The sequence below is a fragment of the Robertmurraya beringensis genome, assembly GCF_042433785.1.
GTDB classification, from domain to species: Bacteria; Bacillota; Bacilli; order Bacillales; family Cytobacillaceae; genus Robertmurraya_A; species Robertmurraya_A beringensis.
Map to the genome: position 1 here is coordinate 26,976 of NZ_JBHLUU010000021.1, position 20,796 is coordinate 47,771.

The window sequence follows — 20,796 nt, forward strand, 5'->3', positions numbered from 1 at the left end:
CGGACTGTGCGTAACCATTTTTGTTGTTATGAGTTAGTGGTTAGGGCGGTTTACCGCAATGAGGAACTCAACCCAGCAAAAGTAGAATAAGCGGAGACTTTCCGGTTAAATACAGAATGAAGCTCGTTTCGGGGCATATAAGGGGAGATTTTCCGGTTATGCAAAGCAAAACACCAAATTTCCACCTTTTTTGACTCAATAGGCGGAATATCTCCGTCTATTAGGACTGTTTTTTAGTTTATTTTTTACTTAAGCGGAATTTATCCGTCTATTTAACAAATAGGCGCTTAACCCGATTTCCCACCGATAAAAGCACCCACCATTTTATAAAAAAATGAAATGTTCTCTCTCTTTACAAAAAAGCTTGCCGACTACTAGTCAACTCTTTGACTTAATCAGCAAGCTTTTTAATTCATTAAAAATATACTAATGCCACTTTTTCTTTTGCTTCTAAGTTTTCAATCATTGAATACCAAGTCTCTGGTTTATTTGATAAGACGGTATAATAGCGTTTCAAAAATTTCACTATTAAGTCTGTTTGCAGTTCATTCATTTCTCCATCCATTGGGAGGAAACATAGGTCTAGACCTGTGACAGCTTCTCCATCATTGTTCCAGGACGGGTGAACATATGGAAAATCCAGACGTTTGTATCCAAGGTGTGCCAGCACTTCACGACGAACATAAGGATCCATCGGCTTAACACCGCCAAATTCATAATGCTCTACACGATATGGATCATAGATTTCAGCAAACATCCCCCTCAGTTTCTTCCCATTCGCTGCTGCTAATTCATTCAGGTCTTCTAGTCTTTTACTCGCTAAATATGGACCGATTCCCATGCCAGCTTGGCCAATAATTGTAAAATCCGTCATTGCTACATTAAAATCTTCATAATACCGGTACTCAGTTGCGCCCACTACCTTACCTTCATGAACAGCGACAAAGACACGGATACCTGGATCTTCTAACGGTTCTTTCCAAAGATTAAATTCTAGTACTTCTTCTGGGGGGAACACATCTTGCATTAATTGATGCATTTGTTTAAATAACGGATCGTTGATATTGGTAATTCTACTATATTCCATTGGATCATCTCCTTTTCATTATTTTGAATAGGAAAACGGATTTTTCCATTCCATTAGCGTGCCATAATTATTCGATTCTTCATCCTCTAAATAATTTGCTACTACTTTTACTGGTGTACGGCCGCAACGGAGGAGAAAAGTGATAACTGGATCCTTCAGCTCCCCTTTGACCACAGCATCTATATATTGTTCAGGTGACTTTTCATTCGCATGTTTGTGATAACCTGGCATCCTACCCCCACCAAGCAGTCTTTCCAACCCCAAATGTACAACAACATCATACATGGAAAACATCAGCCACTTGCCTAACCCCAATTTACGAAAAGCAGGACGGACACCTATATCGACAACGTATAGAGTATTTCCATTTGGTTTGTGGTTACGTATATAGCCATTGTCGGTTATCGCTTCCCAGGAATGTTCAGGATGTTGAGGATCAAAGTCAACGAGTAATCCCGTCATAGACCCAGCGATTTCACCATTCACCTCAATACATAGAGCGCCTTGCGGAAAAAGGGTTACATGGTTATTTAGTTGCACATCGTTCCACCATAATTCAGATGGAAATGGAGGAGGAAAACTTTCCTGTTGAATACGAATTAAATCAGGAAAGTCCTTTTCTTCATAATTTCGGATGACAACTGGAACAGGTTTGTCTTGGTCGAAAACGAAAAATTCTTTTCGATACATGATGATCCCCCATTTCTATTTGTTCAAACTTCTATTTTGTTCCCATAATCATTTAACCTTATTATTAGCTAGATAAATAAATTGAACAAGTACGCACTTTTTTATTACATAGTGTAAAGAACTATACTATAAAATTTATATAGTTCCCCTACCTTATTTTATTAGTATAAAATAATCTTTTCTTTTTCATAATAAAAGGAAGAATTACCATTACCATTACACTTTTTCTACAGTGAACAAATGGCAACTTATATCAGTGAGGGATGTTTATGTTTTGGAAAAAGGGTAAAAGCATTGCTAATGATAGCAGTGACACACAACAACCTGTGCAAAGAAAGATATCACTAGACTCTCTAAAACAGGTTTTAAACAATATGGACGATGTAGAGATAATCGAACGCACTACACTTAACGATCAAAAAATTGTCTTTATCTATTTAAGAACCTTAATTGACCAGGAACGTTTGAATGAATCGATAATAGAACCTGTTATCCAATGTCCACATGCCATGATTTACGAAAGCATAGCCACACCTAAAGTAATGAAGGTCCAATGGCTTGAAGAGGCACAGAAATTACTCCTCACCGGTGCTGTGCTTCTGAATGATTGTATCCAAGAACAATGGTTGGTCATTCCTCTTCCTAACGAATTAAGTAGGGGGATTGAAACCTCTGATACAGAAACCATTTTATACGGTGCAAAAGATAGTTTCACTGAACAATTAGAACCAAATATCACCCTCATACGCAGAAGACTACCTATTACTGAATTAAAAACAGAGAAATATAAAGTAGGTTCATTAAGTGAAACAACGGTTGTCCTAATGTACATTGACGGGTTAACCAATCCTGAATATATCTCAATAGCAAGACAGAAAATCTCTGAAATTAACTTTGATTTATTTTTCGACTCATCCCAGGTAGCAGCATTTATGGAGGAACATCATCACAGTATTTTTCCACAATTCCAACAAACTGACCGCCCAGATGTTTGTGCTTATTCCTTAGGGCTCGGTAAATTAACGATCATGGTAGAGAACACACCGTTTGTATTAATTGCACCAATCACCTTTTTTCACCTTTTCCAATCACCTGAGGATTATATTAATCGTTGGCCAGTTGCAAGTTTTTTAAGAGTTATTCGATATTTAAGTTTTTTTCTGTCTGTCACACTGATACCATTTTATGTTGCACTAACAACCCACCATTATCAAATGATTCCCTTACAAATACTAATTGTTTTAGAGGAATCTAGAAGTAAACTACCTTTTACACCATTTTGGGAAGCAATACTGATGTTAACTATTCTTGAAATTATAAAAGAAGCGAGTTTACGGATGCCGACCAAATCAAGTCAAACCTTAGGGATGATTGGTGGTATAGTTATCGGTCAAGCAGCGGTTGAAGCGGGTTTTGCGAGCAAAGTATTAATTGTATTAGTTTGTATTTCAACCATCTCCTCATTTTTAGTACCAAACTATTTGATGACGAAGGCAAATACACTCATTCAATTTGGTTTCCTAGTCCTTTCATCCATTTTTGGTGTTTTTGGCATTACCATGGGAGCTGTTGCCATTTTGGCACATCTAAATGGTCTTACTTCCTTAAAACAACCCTATTTTTCACCAATCGCTCCATTTTACTGGAAGGACTGGATCGATCTCTTTATTAGAGGGCCTTTAATAAGCATGAAATCCCGTCCGGATCACTTACACCCTTTACAGAAATGGAGATACAAACGAAGGATGTGATTCATAGTTGACCACATTTTCCTTATTTGATAAACCATCTAAATTTGACGGAATCTATGCCTTTTTCATCGTCAACCGTTTCCAAATGCTTTACCTAGTTTTTTTAATGCCTACCTACTTATTACACCCGTTTATGATTTGGGGCATTGTTGCAATGGCAATCTTTTCCCAACTCAATATATGGCTGTTATGTAAATGGATAGAATCCAATTATGCTAAAAAGGGATATCAAGGTTTTGTAGAACTTTTTGGTGTTCGAATGGTAAGGCTTTTGACTTTTATAGGCCTTATATTGATACTAATAAAAATAACGGTGATCACACTCGGATACTTAGAAGCCATTCATGATTTTATTTTCCCATCCATGAATTCAAATTGGATTATTTTTTTCATTCTTCTTACCAGCTCCTATGTCGCTTCACTAGGAATGAAGAATACCATACGGTTTGTGGTAATTGTTTTTTTATGTGTTTTTGGGAAGATTTTTTTATATTATCCCTTTTTTATTCCACCAATCGCTGCATTACATGATTTGTATCCCTTGGTACCAACAAGTTGGACAACTGCTTCATGGAAAGGATTGTTACTCATTTGGGCATCATTTTCAGGACCAGAGTATTTAATCTGTTTAATTCCTTGGATCAAACCACAACAAAAAATGCGTAAATATTTATCCTATGCGAATGCTCTTTCTACTTTAGAGTATTTGCTATTGTTTATTGCGAGTTTATTCTTTTTCGGTTCAAATTATTTAAGTAAAACTAAATACCCTATTATTCATATGATTCGATACTTACAATCTCCCCTGTTTGAACGGCCGGATATTATCCTGATTTCACTACATATGTTTGTATTGGTGTTTGCTATCTCCATTTTTTTGTTATGTATATATGGGGCTATAAGAATCATCCTAAAAAAAACAAGTACCCAACCTTCACGTATGGGTTTTGCTGTCACTTGTATTATGTTATTTCTCTGCGTTGTAATTGTGAATAATTGGGTTTGGTCCATTGAAACGCAACAGAATATTCTCCTGAATATTCAAATTTGGTTAGGTGGAATAACTTACTTTATCGTCCCAACATTCTTGCTCCTATTGACAAAGCTAAAAGGGCGTGTTAGTGCATGAGACGAAAGAAAATGCTTTTCGGCTGGGGAATCTTTGTTTCATTAGTCCTGATTCCAGGATGTGCCCCATTTGTTGAGAACAACACAATTGAAGATATTGCCCCTGTCACTTTTTGGTCAATTAGGAAAGGCGAAGAAGGAAAAATAAAAATGAGTACATTAGTCCCTCCATTAGTAAATGAGCCAAAAAGCTTATTAACACTAGAAGTTGATCTCCTTAAACAGGGAGGAAAAGACTTTAATTTAAGATATTATCGTGAATTGAAGGTTGGACAACTCCGTTATTTTTTAATTCATGAGGAATTAGCGAAACAAGGGATTATTCAGTTGATTAACACGCTATTGACAGACTATGATGTTTCGCAACGAATGTATTTAGTAATCGTTAAAGGAAATTTTGACGAATATATTAGCAGACAAGCAAAGAAGCAAGAAAACCTTGATTATTACCTGTATCGGATGCTAAGACACTATGAGAGGAAAAACCAAGGTGAAATGACCATTGTCAATTTGCATGAATATAAAAATAAGCTGTTTTCACCATATTCAGATCCCGTTCTTCCTGTTTTCAAAGTAGCGAATGATAACTTTACTTACGAGGGGACTGCTTTTTTTAGCAATGATAAATTAGTAGAAACGGTCACAAATACCGAAGATCAATTATTTCAACTTCTTGACAACGATCACTATTTGAAATTCTTCCCAATATCCAATTTAGATGTCGTTATTGGACATCTACGCTCAAGAGTAAATGTGGATTTAGATAAAACTCTTTCCCAAGTTACAATAAACGTGAAACTAAATGGATTAATTGAGGAATATCAAGGTGATAAAAATTTATACAACGGAAATGAACTGATGGAGCTTCATAAGGAAATCGAAACGGAATTAGAAATGAAAACAACGGACCTCATAAAAAAAATGCAAGAGCTGAAGGTGGATCCTCTTCAAATCGGTACACACACCCTTAGCCCCTTTACCAAACCCATCAGCGAAAAAGTTTGGTTAGCCGCTTGGGAAAAAGCGGAAATAAAAGTTAATTATCAGCTTTATTTTGAAGCATTACAAAACACTGAAAATAATTATTAAATTATCATGAAATGAGGTTGATCCCCTTGGGCGGAGTCAACCTTAGATTCAACAGTTAAAATTCACCTAATCGACTCTTGTCTTACTAAAGGATTCAATCCAGCCGTTTCCATATAATCTTTCCCCCAGTTATACATAGCATCGAGAATCGGCATCAAGGTTCTTCCTTGTTCAGTAAGGGAGTATTCTACTTTTGGAGGAACAACGGGATAGACTTCGCGTTTTACAATCAAGTCTTCTTCTAGTTCTCGCAATTGATTAACTAGCATTCTCTGCGTGATCCCTGGCATAAGAGCTTTCAGTTCACCAAATCGCTTCGTTCCCTCTTTTCCTAAATGCCATAGTATAAGCATCTTCCATTTACCACCGATAACGGAAAGAGTTAATTCTTTTTCACAATTAAACATCTTATCCTGCATTCGTGACATTTCACTTCACCTCCATATTTATTATAACCCATAGTATACTTTTTTCACTATATGAAATAAAAGTATGTACTTGTAATATTTTTCCGTACATAATATATTAACAAGGAATATATAAATTCTATTCTGCTGTTCAAGAAAGGAGTTAAAGAATGATGGAACAATTTAAAGCATTGATGGTAGATAAAAAGGAAAACGATTTTTCTGTTCAAGTCAAAAATATTTCCTTAAATGAGTTACCTCAAGGTGATGTTTTAATCAAGGTTTCTTATTCTGCGATTAACTATAAAGACGGTTTAGCTAGTATTCCGAATGGAAAAATTGTCACAACCTATCCCTTTATTCCAGGTATTGATTTAGCAGGTGTAGTCGTATCGTCTCAAGATCCACGCTTCCGCGAAGGAGATGAGGTCATAGCAACAAGCTATGAAATAGGGGTATCCCATTATGGTGGTTATAGTGAATATGCCCGCATTCCTGGTGATTGGATTGTCCCTTTACCTGAAAATTTAACGTTGAAGGAATCAATGATTTTAGGGACAGCAGGTATTACTGCAGCCCTTTCTATTCAAAGGTTAGAAGATAACGGTTTATCGCCAGAAAAGGGTAAAGTCCTTGTCACTGGAGCTACTGGTGGGGTAGGAAGTTTAGCTGTTTCCATGCTTTCAAAAAGAGGATACGAAGTTGTCGCTAGTACGGGTAAAATGTATGAGAATAGCTTTCTACATAAACTTGGTGCAAAAGAGATTATCTCTCGAGAAGATGTCTTTAACGGGAAAATTAAACCCCTTGATAAACAAATGTGGGCCGCAGCGGTTGATCCAGTAGGGGGAGAGCCCCTTGCATCCATCTTAAGTAAAATCCAATACAATGGTTCTGTTGCGGTGAGTGGCTTAACTGGTGGAGGAAACGTTCCAACCACTGTATTTCCCTTTATTTTACGTGGCATAAACCTTCTCGGAATCGATTCTGTTTATTGTCCAATGCATGTTAGACAAGACCTTTGGAATCGAATGGCAACCGATTTAAAACCTTCTACTCTTTCTGAAACTGTGAATAAAGAAATTACACTAGAAGAATTACCTGAAACCTTACCTACTATTTTAAAAGGACAAGCAAGAGGTAGAATCATAGTAAAGATTTAATAAAACAATAGAGAGGGACCCAAAGTCTCTCTCTAAAGGAAATTTCTTAACATGTATTTTGACACCAATCATAACTTAGTCCTCTCTTTTTCATTAAGCATACTTATCTTGATCTAATTCTTTGCCAAACTTTCGTGATCAGTGGCAGAGGGAGGTTGTTCCATCCATCCCTTTTCTATTAATAGATTTATACCATCTTCAGCAAGTAAGGCAATTTCGGTATTCATTCGTGCGTAATCTGCCGTTAAGTCTCTTCTTTGTCCCATTGATAATGCCTCACTATAATAAGCAATTGCTGCAGAAAGCAGTGTCGCTATATGAAATAGCATAAGTTTATCTGAAAAGGGTGGAACGGTTGAATCTGTTACTTCTGTTTCAAATAACTTTGGAACATGAAGATTCTCCTCTTTTAACATTGAACTTAGAATATCAAAGTGTTTAACACAAAGCTTACGAGCACGTTCCATATAATCTCGTACCTCTTTAGATTGACAAACTTGACTGAATCCTAACTCCAATACCATTTTCACCATTGTTTTCTGCATATTAAGATGCACACCACTGATTTCAATTGCGTTAATAGGTCTACGTTTCCCGAACCAACCAGTTAAATAATTTTGTTTCCTAACAAAATCAATCTTTTGTTGATTGTTTAAAGTAGGAGGTTTGTTAACAATTCCCTTATTTAAGGAAACACTAGTTACCCTATCATATAGTTCCAATGTTTGGGAAGTACATTCAATAAAGTATTTTCTGACATCCTCTCGTAAACAGACACTAGTGGCACCAGCATATCTCGTCAATCCGTGAATGGTCATAATATGTAAATAAACAATCTTAAATGTATCAGTAAATAAACTAGGAGCGTCTACTGTGACATCTTCGTCTGTAAAGCCTATTGGAATTGGAAGATTTTCTAAGGATAAGAATTGCTTCGTTTTTTCTAAATGAGTTTCTGATAATTCTAAGGCAAATTTCAGTAAATCGCGAATATCTTCATCCTTTACATCATGTAACATATAGCGAAGAATACATCGTGACAAACTGTCATTAATATATTGTGACCAAATAACAGCATTTTCTGATGCATTAATTTTAGTATGGTGATTAACTTGTTCCATTTTATCGTCCCTCCTAGCTATTACAGATTAGGATAACCATTTACATTAATTTTAATTGTTAAAAGTTCCTGGCAAGATAAATATATTATCGTTTTCAGAATTAGAAGAAGAAGTTAAATAGGGAATTCATACCGTTTAGAATCCCTATTTAACTTATCTAAAAAACATTCTTCAAAAAAATTCCCTATCATTATTAAAGGTTATTTCGGAAACTAGTCTTTCACTTCAACATTTTTCAATAGATCTAGATAAGTCTCTATACCATATTGGGTATTTATCATTTTTGCATCCAATACATTCATGAACTTCACATCCTTTTCTACATAATATTCATTGTTTTCATTACCTTTTCACAAATAATGAGCTATTTTTCTTCACCGTTTTTATTGACCCATATCTATTAAATGTGAAAGATGTATTTCTGTTATTTTTTTTCAACAACATGTCCACCAAATTCATTTCTTAATGCAGCTACCACTTTACCTGTAAAAGTATCGCTGTCTAATGAACGGTAACGCATCAAAAGAGACATTGCGATAACAGGAGTGGCTGCTTGTAAATCTAAAGCTGTTTCAACTGTCCATTTCCCTTCACCAGAAGAGTGCATAATCCCTTTAATTTCATCTAGCTTTGCATCTTTTGAAAAAGCACGTTCAGTCAACTCCATGAGCCATGAACGAATAACTGAACCATTATTCCACACTCTAGCCACTTTTTCGTAGTCAAAATCGAACTCGCTTTTTTCTAATACCTCGAATCCTTCACCAATCGCTGCCATCATACCGTATTCAATTCCATTGTGAACCATTTTTAAGAAATGACCACTCCCTGCTTTACCAGCATAGATAAATCCGTTTTCGACAGCTGTATCCTTGAAAATAGGTTCCACGATGCTCCAGGCTTCAGGGTCTCCACCAACCATATAACATGCTCCATTACGAGCACCTTCCATTCCACCAGAAGTACCGACATCCATAAAGTGAATTCCTACTTCCTTTAGCTGATTATATCGGCGAATGGATTCCTTATAGTGAGAATTTCCAGCTTCAATAACGATATCTCCAGTGCCTAATAATGGTGTTATTACATCAATTACTGAATCTACCACAGCATGCGGAACCATAATCCATACAACTCTTGGTTTTTCTAATGATTCAACAAGTTCTTTTAAATCAGATGTACCTTGAGCACCGTATTTCTTTATTTCTTCAACTGCACTTCCATTTACATCGAAAGCTACTACTTCGTGCTTGTTATCAATTAAATTTTGACCTAAGTTTAATCCCATTTTTCCTAAACCAATTAATCCAACTTTCATGTTCATTTCCTCCTTAATAATCTAAAAAATTCTTCATCTTTTATTACTACCACCATTTATATCCTTCCTCTGCCAATAATTGATGGGAAGCATCTGGTCCCATTGACCCGGATGGATATAATTGAAGGGGAATTGTATTTTCCTCAAATGCCTCTAAGATAGGCTGTACCCATTTCCAAGACAACTCCACTTCTTTCCAATGTGCAAAGAAAGTTGAGTCGCCACGCATTGCATCATATATTAAAAGCTCATACGCTTCAGGAACATCTGCTTGCTTAGCTGAAAAACCAACATTGACTGGTTCGATTTTTCCATTGTTTAATGGGTTTTTACTATTTAATTGTAATGAAACACTTTCGTTTGGATTGATTTCAATCACTAAAAGATTTGGCGCAGTTTCTACTTCTTGAGTCCTATACAAATCCTTTAAAGTATTTTTGAATTCAATCACAATTCGGGTCGATTTCTCTTTCATTCTTTTTCCTGTACGGATATAGAAAGGAACCCCTCTCCAAAAATCATCATCCACATATAGACGGGTAGCCACAAATGTGTCATTTAAAGAAGAAGGAGCAACTTCAGGTTCTCCTGTATACCCAACAACTGGTTTACCTTGGATTTCACCAGGACCATATTGACCTCGAACCACATGATTCACCACATCCTCTTTCTTTAATGGACGAAGTGATTCTATTACTTTTCTCTTTTCATTGCGGATCTCTTCTGCACTAATTTGTTTTGGCAGCTGCATGGCTGTCATCATCAACATTTGCAGCATATGATTTTGAAACATGTCACGAATAGCCCCAGCTTGATCATAATAACCAGCTCTATCTTCAACCCCAACTGTTTCGCTTGCAGTAATTTGCACATTTGCAATGTATTGGTTGTTCCATAATGCTTGAAGCACTGGATTTGCAAATCCTAACGCTTCCAGGTTTTGTACCATCGGCTTTCCAAGATAGTGGTCGATGCGAAAAATTTCTTCTTCATCAAAAGCTTTACTTAGTTTATCGTTTAATTCTTGAGCTGATTTTAAGTCATGTCCAAACGGTTTTTCGATAATTAGACGTTTCCAACCTTTAGTAGAACCTAGACCACTCTCTTTAATGTTGAAAGCAATCACATTAAAAAACTCTGGAGCAACAGATAGGTAGAACATACGATTTTCTGGAATATTCAATTCTTCTTCACGTTGTTTAACGAGTTCAAGTAATCCTTTATATCCTTCAGCCTTGGTTGCATCTACATGGCTATACCGAAAGGCACGGATAAACACTTCAAGGTTTGAATCATCATTTAGTGATCGTCTAGAAAATGTTTTTAAGGAATCTTCCACATGGTTTTGGAAATCTGTATCTGATAAATCTCCTCTGCCCACCCCAATAATTGAGATGGGCAGAGGTAATTTTTGATCCAAAAATAAATTATATAGAGCCGGGAAGATTTTTCTTTTTGCTAAGTCCCCTGTCGCCCCAAATAAGACAAATGTCATTGCCTCCATTTTACATACCTCCTAAATTAAAAATTTCACTTATGCCTTTCAATGTATTAAACGGAATGCGGAAGATCAGATGACTGATCAATTACCACAGTATTTCGTGAATCCAATGTTGCAACAGATGTAAGTATAATACCTACATTTATCAAATGTAAGTACGCACTTTTTATTTAAATAGTGATAAAAAAAGAATATACTAACAAAAAGTATACTAAGGGAATTAGACTCATCTATTTTTGTGGAAAATAAATAAAAAAGCCAGGGTAAGCATCCTCTCCCTGGCCACAAAAATATATGTGATATAAATATGCGGTTTGTCTCATAGTATACTTTTTAACACTATGTAAAATAAAAGTGCGTACTTTCAATGTTAAATCATACGTTGTATACTTGCATTGTTCAGTGAGAGGACATGATATTCCTTATTGCTGGCAGGTACAGATAATGCACTATAAGGATAATATTACTGTAGAAGTATTTTTACCCTTTGGAGATATTATCACTGTACAACAATAAAAAAATTATAGGAGTGAATATAGATGGAATTACAATTAGCATTAGATTTAGTAAATATTCCAGAAGCAATTGAGCTGGTAAAAGAAGTAGAGGAACATATTGATATCGTTGAAATCGGTACACCGGTTGTAATCAATGAAGGTCTTCATGCTGTAAAAGCAGTTAAAGAAGCATTCCCTAACTTAAAGGTATTAGCAGACCTAAAAATTATGGATGCCGCTGGTTATGAAGTAATGAAAGCTGCTGAAGCAGGTGCAGATATCGTTACCATTCTTGGAACTGCTGAAGATATGTCAATCAAAGGTGCTGTTGAAGAAGCCAAAAAACAAGGTAAAAAAATCCTTGTTGATATGATTGCTGTAAAAGATCTTGCAGGACGCGCAAAAGAAGTGGACGCTATGGGCGTTGATTATATTTGTGTGCACACTGGCTACGATCTTCAAGCTGTTGGAAAGAACTCATTTGAAGATTTACAAACCATCAAAAGTGTTGTAAAAAATGCTAAAACTGCAATCGCAGGTGGTATTAAATTAGACACACTTCCAGAAGTCATCAAAGTACAACCAGACCTTGTCATTGTAGGTGGCGGGATTACTGGACAAGCTGATAAAAAAGCTGCTGCTGCCAAAATGCAACAAATGATTAATCAAGGGTAATTCAGATCATGAATACAACTCAATACCTAGCTGAAATCATAAAAGAGTTAAATCGGTCCGTAGATTTAATTTCGAATGATGAAGCTGAAAAATTAGTTAATGGGATTCTTGAATCAAAAAAAATCTTTGTTGCAGGCGCAGGTAGATCTGGATTTATGGCCAAATCATTCGCCATGCGAATGATGCACATGGGGATAGATGCCTATGTGATTGGTGAAACAGTAACCCCTAACTATGAAAAAGATGACATCTTAATCATTGGATCTGGTTCAGGAGAAACGAAAGGTTTAGTTTCCATGGCTGAGAAGGCAAAAAGTATCGGTGGGACGATTGCAGCTGTAACCATTTTCCCTGAGTCGACTATTGGACAATTAGCTGATATCACAATTAAGTTGCCTGGCTCGCCTAAAGATCAGTCGGAGAGTGATTTTAAGACGATTCAACCAATGGGCTCATTATATGAGCAAACACTTTTACTATTTTACGACGCTGTGATTCTTCGCTTCATGGAGAAAAAAGGTTTGGATACCAATAAAATGTATGGTAGACACGCCAACTTAGAATAAATTTATTCCTCGAGTTCAAAATAGGAAAGACCGCAAGCTGTTTCCATGCAAGATTGCGGTCTTTCTGTTAAAATGAACTACTTCAATTTGTAATTAAATTTAGGAGTGATAAAATGATTTCTTTAAAAGGAAAAACTGCAATAATTACTGGCGCAGGAAGAGGTATTGGACGTGCTACTGCTATCGCCTTAGCAAAAGAAGGCGTTCATTTAGGCCTAATCGGCTTAAATATGTCTAATCTAGAAAAGGTAGCGGCTGAACTAGCACAATATGAAGTAACGGTATCTGCAGCAACAGCAGATGTGACCGATCTTGAATCCGTTACTCATGCTGTTGAACATATTAAATCAGACTTAGGTCCAATTGATATCCTAATCAACAATGCAGGTGTTGCTAAATTTGGTGGATTCCTTGATTTAACACCGGAAGAATGGGAAAAAATCATCCAAGTCAATTTAATGGGTGTGTATAATGTAACACGAGCAGTATTACCAGGAATGATCGAAAGAAAATCAGGAGATATCATCAATATCTCTTCATCTGCTGGCCAAAAAGGTGCTCCTGTTACAAGTGCTTACAGTGCTTCTAAATTCGCTGTATTAGGACTAACAGAATCACTTATGCTAGAAGTAAGAAAACATAATGTCCGTGTTACTGCTTTAACGCCAAGTACGGTCGTTACAGATTTAGCCATTGATACAAATCTTGTTAAAGGCAATGAAGAAAATGTGATGCACCCAGAAGACCTTGCAGAATTAGTCGTGGCTAGTTTAAAATTTAATCCAAGAGTATTCGTTAAAACAGCTGGATTATGGTCAACTAATCCATCATAAAAAGAAGCAGATCCAGTTGGGTCTGTTTCTTTTTAGTAGAAAAAGTGCCACTAAGGGCAACTTTTCTACTTTGGTCTTATGCATTATTTTTTATTCAATAAGTGGTTCTGCTATTCGAACCATCTATCAAGAAAAAAGACTCCACTCCCAAAACTTGCAACCTTGTGCAGTTATTTGGTTCACCTTTTTGGAGTTTTATATTTATAATAATGGAAAATTATATTTCTGTGGTTAGCTACACATCCTTTTTAACAATCCCCACTATCTTACTTGAAGGGATGGTGGGGTCATGTTGAACTACCAAGGCCTTAGAAAACCGCTTTAGGTAATGTTCTTCATGAGATTTCGGTGTAAGAATAATTAGCTTCCTTCTTAATTCTTGAACATATAAATCAAACACCTTTAATTTCCTATTTTCGTCCAGGGCACTATCGAATTCATCTAGTACAATGAACCCGGGTTTAAAGGATAGGTTTTGTAAGAGAGCTAAGGCAAATAACAATGAACTGAGCGACTCTTCTCCCCCAGATACACCTTTACCAACCTTTCCTCCGCGAGCCTTTGTACTAACATCTTCTAAAGTTCCTCGGTGACCTTCTTTTCTAGCCTTTATGAACAACTTAAAATTTGTCCTACCTTTTTTATCCTCGGAGGAGAGCCAATCTACTTCGCCTTCAAATTGAAAATGACCCATATAAGTCTGAAATCTTCTACGGATTTCCGTGACTCTCATATTAATAGTCGTTTCTAGCTTATCCTTCAGTTGCTCTGCTCGTTCTCTATCTTGCTCTAGTAAGATATTTGTACGTTTGTATTCATTGTCTAGTCTTTCAAATTCTTGTTTGACGGCTTCATAGTTTTCAGGTGCGGCTGGATCAATATCAGGTTCCCTTCTTGCGGAATCAAACATAATCTTTCCGTTTTCACGATCATTCTTTAAGCTTGATATGGAGAGTGCTTGACTAAGAAGTGGTCTGCTAACAATATCTGAATATATATTTGGAACTATTTTTTGGATCTCTGTTATTTCATTTATATAGCCCACAAGCTGGTGAGCGTTGGTATCCTTCTCTTCCTTTTTACTATTCTGTTGATTAACCACCCTATTGAACTCCCTGTTGGAAAGTTCAATATCATCAGCAAGTTGGACTATCTTCCGCTGAAGTTTCTTTATATTTCCTTCTGTATTTTCGAGGTTACTTTCTAGTCCCTCTAGTATCATCTTCTGCTGTTCGTAATCATCCTTCAGAGAAGTCAATTTAGTTTTTAAAGTGAGTAAATAATCATACTTTCCTTTCATCTTCCCGAGTTCTTCGTAAAAAGCCTCTTCCTCTCTTAAGACCTTCTTTTTATCTTCTAGTTGAATCAGCAGAACTCTGAGATCTGTCTTTTCTTTATCAATTTTCTCTAACAATATTCGAATCTCTGCTAATCTTCTTTTCTCGTCTTCTAATCGTTTAATACGACTTTTCCTCTCATAATCGGTTGCCATAAACGCTTCTGCTTCTCTGACAAGCTGTATAATACGATTCAATTCTTGTGACCGATTAGTATAACTGTTAATAGATTCCTCCAATTCTAGCTTTCTGGATTCCTTCACATTAAGTAAGTTTTCTACTTCTAGTTTTCTAGTTGCTAAAGCCTTATTACTTAATATATAGCGTCCTTTTTCCTGAGGTCCACGAATCCCCATCGAATCATGCAGGATTCCATTCTGTATTTTAATAGCACCTTCTTTAAAAAACTGCCCTACCCACCATAGCGCTTTGATAGCATGTGGGATATCCTCTTCCTTAATTCCTTCTTTAATTTTCAACCGAAGATTAGGCAAAGTACTCACAGAATGGTCGGGTACCGTCTCCATTAATGGTACATGGTAAAGATCATTTGGAGGAATTATTCGTTTCCCTTGAAAAAAGATGGTATATTTAATGGCATTAAATAAGCTTTCATCTCTTAGTTGCGCCTTTTCATCTAGCTCGACCAATTCACGAAGAGGGTAGGCTTTGATATTTTGCGTACGGAGATATGCTAATGATTCACTCTGTCGTTTAGATAGATCGCGATTTTCTTGTAGAGATTTCTTTTCTACGATTAGCTCTTGAATATCATTAACTAAAGTAAAGTGTTCATTTTTAAAAGAGACAATCTTTTCTTCCAACTTACTAATGGTCATTGAAACCTCATGACTATTTTTGTATTCTGCCAATCTATTACTATGTTCTACATATAATTTTTGATCTATTGTTAATTGATGTTCTAGTTTTGCAATTTCAGCATGTGATCCATCACGTGATTGTTCTTGCTGTTGATACTGTATATTTACCTCATCTAATCTTTGGCGGTTGTTCTCGATTTCCTTACCCAATTGACTTAATTGTACCTGTACTTCTATTTCCGTACGTGTGATAAGGTGTTTACGTTTAATTAAGTCCTCGAGTTCTGCTTCTAGCTGGCCAATTAGTTGCTTTCCATCATCTATTTCAGCTTTTTGGACTTTTAGTAGCTTTTCAACTTCATTTTGTTTATCTAACAATAGTTCTTTTTCATGAAGCAGCTGTTTACACTGATCCGCTAATTGTTGTTTTTCTTCTTGTTTATGAGAGATTTCTCCCTTAGCCTCTTCAATCGTAAAAGAAAGTTCCTCTATAATCTCTTCTAACCTTTTATCTTCTTTTCTTAGAGCTACTTCTAATTGTAATAGTGCTTCAATATATTTCGTTGCTCCACCTAAAAGACGCTCTTGATTATCCCTAAAACGCTCTAAATGGCTCTTTTTAATTTGGAGCTCTAATCTTTTGTTTTCCAGATTAACCTTTGCTGATCGTAATGTTTCGCTCGTATCCTTTAGTTTTTCAATACTTTCTTCCCAATCACATTGAGTTTGATTAATTCCGTACATCTCGCTAAAAATTCGGAATCGTTCTTCCGGACTCATAACAGCAAATTGATTGACCTCCTGCTGATACCAAATAAGGTAATAGGCATCGGGTTCAATTTTGTATTTGTGGAGTAAATCTCTCTTATAGGCGGAAAAATTAAATTGACGATCTCCAGATGTAAATTTAATGGTATTCTCCCATTGATCAATCTCCTCACCGGTTGAGATAGTGAATTCCTTTTTTATCGGTTGCCCTGGTTCTTGAACCATTCTTAAGGAGAACTGAATGAAAGTAGCTGCATCAATTTTTATTTGGCCATCATTTTTAAATACAAGAGAAATTTGAGCTTTCCAGGTTTGTTCAGGTAATAGATTTCGAGATTTCAAACCTTCCACATCCACTTTTGAAGAATAGAGTACTGCCCCCATGCAATAAGTTATCGTTGATTTCCCTGAGCCGTTTGGACCTGTAATCATAATATGCTGATCGCTTCCTGACAAATCAATCTGCTCCGGCCGATAATCACGAATCCCCGATAATGACATTCTCCAAGGAATCATTCGCTTTCTCCTTTCTGATATAAGTTATACCGTTTGAAAAATTTCAATACTTCCTCTTTGTTTAACTGATTCGACTGACTAAACTCTGCCGTTCTCCTTAAAAACGAATCAGAAAACAGGTTGACCCCAATCGCTGTAAGTTGAAAAGCTCTTTCGGGAGAATTGGTTTCATACTCTTCAATAGCACCAATTTTTTTTAAAGGATCTATATTTACAAGTACTCTCTGGTTTGCCTTTTTTGTTTCGTGTCCTAAGGCATCAAGCAATTGATCAAATAGGGTAAATTCATGCTGCAACACTTCTTGTTGGTAAAACATGTATAGTAATATTGCTAGACTTTCTTTTGATAAAGTGTTTCGTGCAGAATGGGCAGTCACTCTCATCATTACAACAACCTGATCGCGTTTTTCATCATAGATTAACTGAAAATATCGACTGACGGCTTGATTCACCCTTGTAATAAAAGAGAAAAAACGGTTGTCATCTCCTGGAATACCAAGCTGTTTTTCAACCTCTTTCCGGGATAATCCAAAATTACCTGACCGGATTGAAGCAGAGGAGGAGAAAAGGATGTTCATAAACGTTAACTCCTCTTCCTGGGTTAAGATTCCTCTAATTGACTGCATGACGTTTAAAGGATTTAAATTACTTTCTTTTATGGAATCATTCGGATTCTTTTTCTCTTTGGAAAGAGTTCCTTCGTTTAATAATGTCTGATCCATCTCCATCCTTCATCCACTCCCATTTTTTTTCGAATACCTGAAATTTTCTGTTTTGTTCCCCAGTAGTTACTGTCACTTTTTTATTACTAACCAATGCCGATATTGCGGTCAAAGCATTTATCGCATCACTCCACTGGTCGGTGGTTGCTTCAATAATTACCTGTTCTAAAGGAGCTTCCTCCTGTCTTTCAAAATAGGATTCAATTGCTTTAGTATCTATCATGTTCTTCGTTAGTAGCCAGTTTGACTCGCCCATTAGACTTTCCAGTTCTTCCTCTAATACTTCCTCGGTTGTGTATTCAATCTCTTCATCTTCCTCCAAAATGGGTTCCACGACCGGTTCATATGTCTCTAAATATTCAATCGCCTCCGCTACGGCAAACCCAGACAGAGGTGCAGCGAACTTAACTGGTATCCATATCCCATCGATGGCTTCATCCTCGTATTGATTTTGCTCCATAAAACTTAACAACTGGTGAGCATTAGGTATATCAGAATCAAGCGAGGGATCAAACATTTTTGAAATGAAGGCTCTAACTTTTTCAGGCTGAATGGCTAAAGTCAACGGTGTCTTTTGCATATTAGTGAACTTAACATACTTATTAATCATTCCTAAACTAAGGTTCGTTCCCTCAGCTAAAACAGCTGTCCCTCTTTGCATTAAATCTGATAGTACTAAACTATCTTCTACTGTTTGAAATTGTCTAAACCTCTCTTCTAACTTCACCTCTAAATCCTTCATTAACTGATGGATGAGTTCAAGCTGTGGCAATGCATTACGATCTGCAAGCATCTCTAATTCGCGTTCCCTTAGAAGGGAAATCGCATTTTCTACATTTCGGATCATACTTGCAATCTTATTTCCACCTGAAATTCCATTATCATCGTAAGCTTCACTAATTTCGGCGTCACGCCTTGCTTGAAATAACGACCGTCCTATATCATCGTTCATATAATAGGCAAGAGAATCATTAGCCAGACGTATAAGTGCATCCATCATGCGCTTTCCGACATCTCGTAGTTTGATTTTTCGCGTTTGTTTTGAGATCCAATTGTTTTTTACTAAAACATTAATGATTTGTTCGACTTTCTTTTTAGAAGGTGGTTCTGAGTCATCGTAACGATTCCGATAACGATAATAGACGGTTTCCACATTCTCAATCGGATCATCAAGACCCAGTGCCTCTTCATTTAAGAGTTGAATGAGCCTTAAAAATCTCAAAATTTCCCCTGGAGTTTGAAAAAAGTTATGAGCTCCTAAATCGCTTAAAACCCCAGCTAATGAAGATATATCTTTCATTGACTGCATGACCTCAGGAGCTGATTCGTTTGACTGAAATATCGATATTAATCCAGAATCCACCTTTTCCATAGAACCACACCTCCCATCATTTGTTCTTGCTCCATTTTGTTATTCTCCAAGAAGCCCTTTAGATGTTCTTCATACTTATGCCAATCACTTATAACTTCCTGTTCAGGTAAAATCAATTTTATTTTCAAATTGCTATATTTATAAATGGTTGAGTAGATCTCTTTTGAGATTTGTAGACCATCCGGATCATAGTCACACCATATTAGTACTTGTTCAATATTACTGTTGTCTAGAATTTGTGTGATAGCATTTCTGTGAGCGGAACGTAAATGCCCATCCACACATATGATGAAAGAATTGGTTTCTTCTAAAAATTGCTCAGTTGCTGCTAACCGTGTCAGGATCGCTCGATTTTCAACAAGCCAAAGATTCGTAGCCTTTGTTAGATACTTCTCTTGTGCAATTGATAGATTCGTTAAAGCATGAACTGGTCCCAATTGGTAAGCAACATACCTCCCACTTAATTGCCCTGCAAAATACACCGAAGTAATTTGCCCAAGACTTGCTAAACCTAACTCAGTTGCCGGAACACTTGCCCACTCTTCTAATTGATCAATAAACTCTTGCTTATAGGGATCGAATTCCTTAGATCCTCCGATTTTTTTATAATAAGTTGCCCCGATTTCCTTCCAGTCAAAATCCTTCTTCTGAAGACATAATTGACTAAAGGCGTCAACAAATTGTAAATACTTCAAACTTTTTTTCACATGCCACTTCTGTGGAAAATAATCCGATTCATTTAAATCACATTGCTTAAGCTGATTTATGATTTTTACCATGTTCTCTAGTCCAAGCTTTTTACGATGTGGAAAATGATTATAATTATCATCTATAGTTGCTAGAGTTCTTAGAAGTTTATCTTTAACTTTGGAGAATTCGGAATAAACATAGTCTACTTTTTGTTGGACCTTTAATTGTTCATGTTCGTATAATCGATACCCCATCCGATATTGGGATGAACGAACCGTTTTCTCATCTTTCTCAAACCTGACTTCCTTTAAAATCCACCCTTCTTCCAGCCATTTAAAAGTCTGACGATCGTTATCATCTAAGCTAACTTTTTTCCTGGGGGTAAATTTTATTGCATCTAACTTATGGTCATTTGTCGATTCTATATCTTTAGTCGTTTTAGTTGATACTATTAAAAGCCCTAGGATACGATAGGTTCTCTCCGAACGCTTGATGATCCTTACTTCTAGTAAAAAGTTATCTTTATTGGGTTCCCCCAACTCGAGTACCTCTCCACTTTTAAGGATGAAATCCTTAATATATACTTGAAATGATTCTTCTATCATATTGATACCTCGTATAACGATTTTATATTTATTCTAACAAATTAATATAATAAAAGTTTAAGGTATCATTAGGAAAATCGGAGCCCTTTTGTCTCGAGATAAGGATATATAACTTGTTTGATAGGTTATATATTGGTAC

17 protein-coding genes are annotated in these 20,796 nt (G+C 36.3%); 7 read left to right on the forward strand and 10 right to left on the reverse strand.

Going from position 1 to position 20,796, the window contains the following annotated elements; genetic code table 11:
- Positions 1 to 415: 415 nt before the first annotated feature.
- Both ACFFHF_RS06745 and ACFFHF_RS06750 read right to left on the reverse strand, forming a co-directional pair.
- On the reverse strand, positions 416 to 1,087 hold the full coding sequence (locus ACFFHF_RS06745; protein ID WP_377057765.1) for a GNAT family N-acetyltransferase: 672 nt from the start codon (positions 1,085 to 1,087) through the stop codon (positions 416 to 418).
- 18 nt (positions 1,088 to 1,105) lie between these two features.
- The gene (locus tag ACFFHF_RS06750; RefSeq protein WP_377057766.1) at positions 1,106 to 1,777 is read right to left on the reverse strand and encodes a GNAT family N-acetyltransferase; all 672 of its coding nucleotides are present in this window, start codon (positions 1,775 to 1,777) and stop codon (positions 1,106 to 1,108) included.
- A 269-nt stretch (positions 1,778 to 2,046) separates the two neighbouring features.
- On the opposite strand from ACFFHF_RS06750, the gene ACFFHF_RS06755 reads away from it, so the two are divergent.
- The 3 genes from ACFFHF_RS06755 to ACFFHF_RS06765 are packed head-to-tail and all read left to right on the forward strand — an operon-like array spanning position 2,047 to position 5,745.
- The gene (locus ACFFHF_RS06755; protein WP_377057767.1) at positions 2,047 to 3,528 is read left to right on the forward strand and encodes a spore germination protein; all 1,482 of its coding nucleotides are present in this window, start codon (positions 2,047 to 2,049) and stop codon (positions 3,526 to 3,528) included.
- A 7-nt stretch (positions 3,529 to 3,535) separates the two neighbouring features.
- Positions 3,536 to 4,657, forward strand: a complete 1,122-nt coding sequence (locus ACFFHF_RS06760) for a GerAB/ArcD/ProY family transporter (protein ID WP_377057769.1) — start codon at positions 3,536 to 3,538, stop codon at positions 4,655 to 4,657.
- A complete protein-coding gene (locus ACFFHF_RS06765; protein WP_377057770.1) occupies positions 4,654 to 5,745 on the forward strand; it encodes a Ger(x)C family spore germination protein in 1,092 nt (363 codons plus the stop codon). The genes ACFFHF_RS06760 and ACFFHF_RS06765 overlap by 4 nt, the downstream gene beginning before the upstream one ends.
- Before the next feature lie 62 nt (positions 5,746 to 5,807).
- Here the strand turns inward: ACFFHF_RS06765 and hxlR are convergent, their stop codons facing one another.
- Positions 5,808 to 6,173, reverse strand: coding sequence for a transcriptional activator HxlR (gene hxlR, locus ACFFHF_RS06770; RefSeq protein ID WP_119706756.1), 366 nt, complete (start codon positions 6,171 to 6,173; stop codon positions 5,808 to 5,810).
- A gap of 149 nt (positions 6,174 to 6,322) precedes the next feature.
- Between hxlR and ACFFHF_RS06775 the strand changes: the two genes are divergently transcribed.
- Positions 6,323 to 7,315: an NADPH:quinone oxidoreductase family protein gene (locus ACFFHF_RS06775; RefSeq protein WP_377057771.1), complete on the forward strand. Its 993-nt coding sequence runs from the start codon at positions 6,323 to 6,325 to the stop codon at positions 7,313 to 7,315.
- A 113-nt stretch (positions 7,316 to 7,428) separates the two neighbouring features.
- On the opposite strand, the gene ACFFHF_RS06780 is transcribed toward ACFFHF_RS06775, so the two are convergent.
- The 3 genes from ACFFHF_RS06780 to zwf all read right to left on the reverse strand — a co-directional run bounded on the left by ACFFHF_RS06780 (position 7,429) and on the right by zwf (position 11,258).
- Positions 7,429 to 8,436: a DUF3231 family protein gene (locus ACFFHF_RS06780; RefSeq protein ID WP_377057772.1), complete on the reverse strand. Its 1,008-nt coding sequence runs from the start codon at positions 8,434 to 8,436 to the stop codon at positions 7,429 to 7,431.
- Between the two features lie 424 nt (positions 8,437 to 8,860).
- The gene (gene gnd / locus ACFFHF_RS06785) at positions 8,861 to 9,754 is read right to left on the reverse strand and encodes a phosphogluconate dehydrogenase (NAD(+)-dependent, decarboxylating) (RefSeq protein WP_340902133.1); all 894 of its coding nucleotides are present in this window, start codon (positions 9,752 to 9,754) and stop codon (positions 8,861 to 8,863) included.
- 46 nt (positions 9,755 to 9,800) lie between these two features.
- The gene (gene zwf / locus ACFFHF_RS06790; protein WP_377057773.1) at positions 9,801 to 11,258 is read right to left on the reverse strand and encodes a glucose-6-phosphate dehydrogenase; all 1,458 of its coding nucleotides are present in this window, start codon (positions 11,256 to 11,258) and stop codon (positions 9,801 to 9,803) included.
- A 536-nt stretch (positions 11,259 to 11,794) separates the two neighbouring features.
- Here zwf and hxlA point away from each other — a divergent pair.
- The 3 genes from hxlA (at position 11,795) to ACFFHF_RS06805 (ending at position 13,826) form a co-directional block, all read left to right on the forward strand.
- Positions 11,795 to 12,427, forward strand: a complete 633-nt coding sequence (gene hxlA, locus ACFFHF_RS06795) for a 3-hexulose-6-phosphate synthase (protein WP_160548260.1) — start codon at positions 11,795 to 11,797, stop codon at positions 12,425 to 12,427.
- Positions 12,428 to 12,435: 8 nt separating this feature from the next.
- Positions 12,436 to 12,993, forward strand: a complete 558-nt coding sequence (gene hxlB / locus ACFFHF_RS06800) for a 6-phospho-3-hexuloisomerase (RefSeq protein ID WP_377057775.1) — start codon at positions 12,436 to 12,438, stop codon at positions 12,991 to 12,993.
- Between the two features lie 113 nt (positions 12,994 to 13,106).
- Positions 13,107 to 13,826, forward strand: coding sequence for a 3-ketoacyl-ACP reductase (locus ACFFHF_RS06805; RefSeq protein ID WP_377057777.1), 720 nt, complete (start codon positions 13,107 to 13,109; stop codon positions 13,824 to 13,826).
- A gap of 235 nt (positions 13,827 to 14,061) precedes the next feature.
- Here ACFFHF_RS06805 and ACFFHF_RS06810 read toward each other — a convergent pair whose 3' ends face one another.
- Genes ACFFHF_RS06810 through ACFFHF_RS06825 form a run of 4 tightly spaced genes read right to left on the reverse strand, consistent with a single transcriptional unit; the run spans position 14,062 to position 20,657 of the window.
- Positions 14,062 to 17,268: an AAA family ATPase gene (locus tag ACFFHF_RS06810; RefSeq protein WP_377057778.1), complete on the reverse strand. Its 3,207-nt coding sequence runs from the start codon at positions 17,266 to 17,268 to the stop codon at positions 14,062 to 14,064.
- On the reverse strand, positions 17,265 to 17,990 hold the full coding sequence (locus ACFFHF_RS06815) for a hypothetical protein (protein WP_160548296.1): 726 nt from the start codon (positions 17,988 to 17,990) through the stop codon (positions 17,265 to 17,267). Before ACFFHF_RS06815 ends, ACFFHF_RS06810 begins: the two co-directional genes overlap by 4 nt.
- Positions 17,932 to 19,362, reverse strand: a complete 1,431-nt coding sequence (locus ACFFHF_RS06820) for a hypothetical protein (RefSeq protein WP_377057780.1) — start codon at positions 19,360 to 19,362, stop codon at positions 17,932 to 17,934. Before ACFFHF_RS06820 ends, ACFFHF_RS06815 begins: the two co-directional genes overlap by 59 nt.
- A complete protein-coding gene (locus tag ACFFHF_RS06825; RefSeq protein ID WP_377057781.1) occupies positions 19,338 to 20,657 on the reverse strand; it encodes a DUF2399 domain-containing protein in 1,320 nt (439 codons plus the stop codon). The genes ACFFHF_RS06820 and ACFFHF_RS06825 overlap by 25 nt, the downstream gene beginning before the upstream one ends.
- Between the last annotated feature and the right edge of the window lie 139 nt (positions 20,658 to 20,796).

Excerpts from the sequence above, each read along its gene's own strand:
- ACFFHF_RS06775 (WP_377057771.1), top strand. The coding sequence starts at position 6,323 with ATGATGGAACAATTTAAAGCATTGATGGTAGATAAAAAGGAAAACGAT.
- ACFFHF_RS06765 (WP_377057770.1), top strand. The coding sequence starts at position 4,654 with ATGAGACGAAAGAAAATGCTTTTCGGCTGGGGAATCTTTGTTTCATTA.
- hxlB (WP_377057775.1), top strand. The coding sequence starts at position 12,436 with ATGAATACAACTCAATACCTAGCTGAAATCATAAAAGAGTTAAATCGG.
- gnd (WP_340902133.1), bottom strand. The coding sequence starts at position 9,754 with ATGAAAGTTGGATTAATTGGTTTAGGAAAAATGGGATTAAACTTAGGT.
- ACFFHF_RS06805 (WP_377057777.1), top strand. The coding sequence starts at position 13,107 with ATGATTTCTTTAAAAGGAAAAACTGCAATAATTACTGGCGCAGGAAGA.
- ACFFHF_RS06825 (WP_377057781.1), bottom strand. The coding sequence starts at position 20,657 with ATGATAGAAGAATCATTTCAAGTATATATTAAGGATTTCATCCTTAAA.
- ACFFHF_RS06810 (WP_377057778.1), bottom strand. The coding sequence starts at position 17,268 with ATGATTCCTTGGAGAATGTCATTATCGGGGATTCGTGATTATCGGCCG.
- hxlA (WP_160548260.1), top strand. The coding sequence starts at position 11,795 with ATGGAATTACAATTAGCATTAGATTTAGTAAATATTCCAGAAGCAATT.
- ACFFHF_RS06755 (WP_377057767.1), top strand. The coding sequence starts at position 2,047 with ATGTTTTGGAAAAAGGGTAAAAGCATTGCTAATGATAGCAGTGACACA.
- ACFFHF_RS06815 (WP_160548296.1), bottom strand. The coding sequence starts at position 17,990 with ATGGATCAGACATTATTAAACGAAGGAACTCTTTCCAAAGAGAAAAAG.
- zwf (WP_377057773.1), bottom strand. The coding sequence starts at position 11,258 with ATGGAGGCAATGACATTTGTCTTATTTGGGGCGACAGGGGACTTAGCA.
- ACFFHF_RS06780 (WP_377057772.1), bottom strand. The coding sequence starts at position 8,436 with ATGGAACAAGTTAATCACCATACTAAAATTAATGCATCAGAAAATGCT.
- hxlR (WP_119706756.1), bottom strand. The coding sequence starts at position 6,173 with ATGTCACGAATGCAGGATAAGATGTTTAATTGTGAAAAAGAATTAACT.
- ACFFHF_RS06820 (WP_377057780.1), bottom strand. The coding sequence starts at position 19,362 with ATGGAAAAGGTGGATTCTGGATTAATATCGATATTTCAGTCAAACGAA.
- ACFFHF_RS06745 (WP_377057765.1), bottom strand. The coding sequence starts at position 1,087 with ATGGAATATAGTAGAATTACCAATATCAACGATCCGTTATTTAAACAA.
- ACFFHF_RS06750 (WP_377057766.1), bottom strand. The coding sequence starts at position 1,777 with ATGTATCGAAAAGAATTTTTCGTTTTCGACCAAGACAAACCTGTTCCA.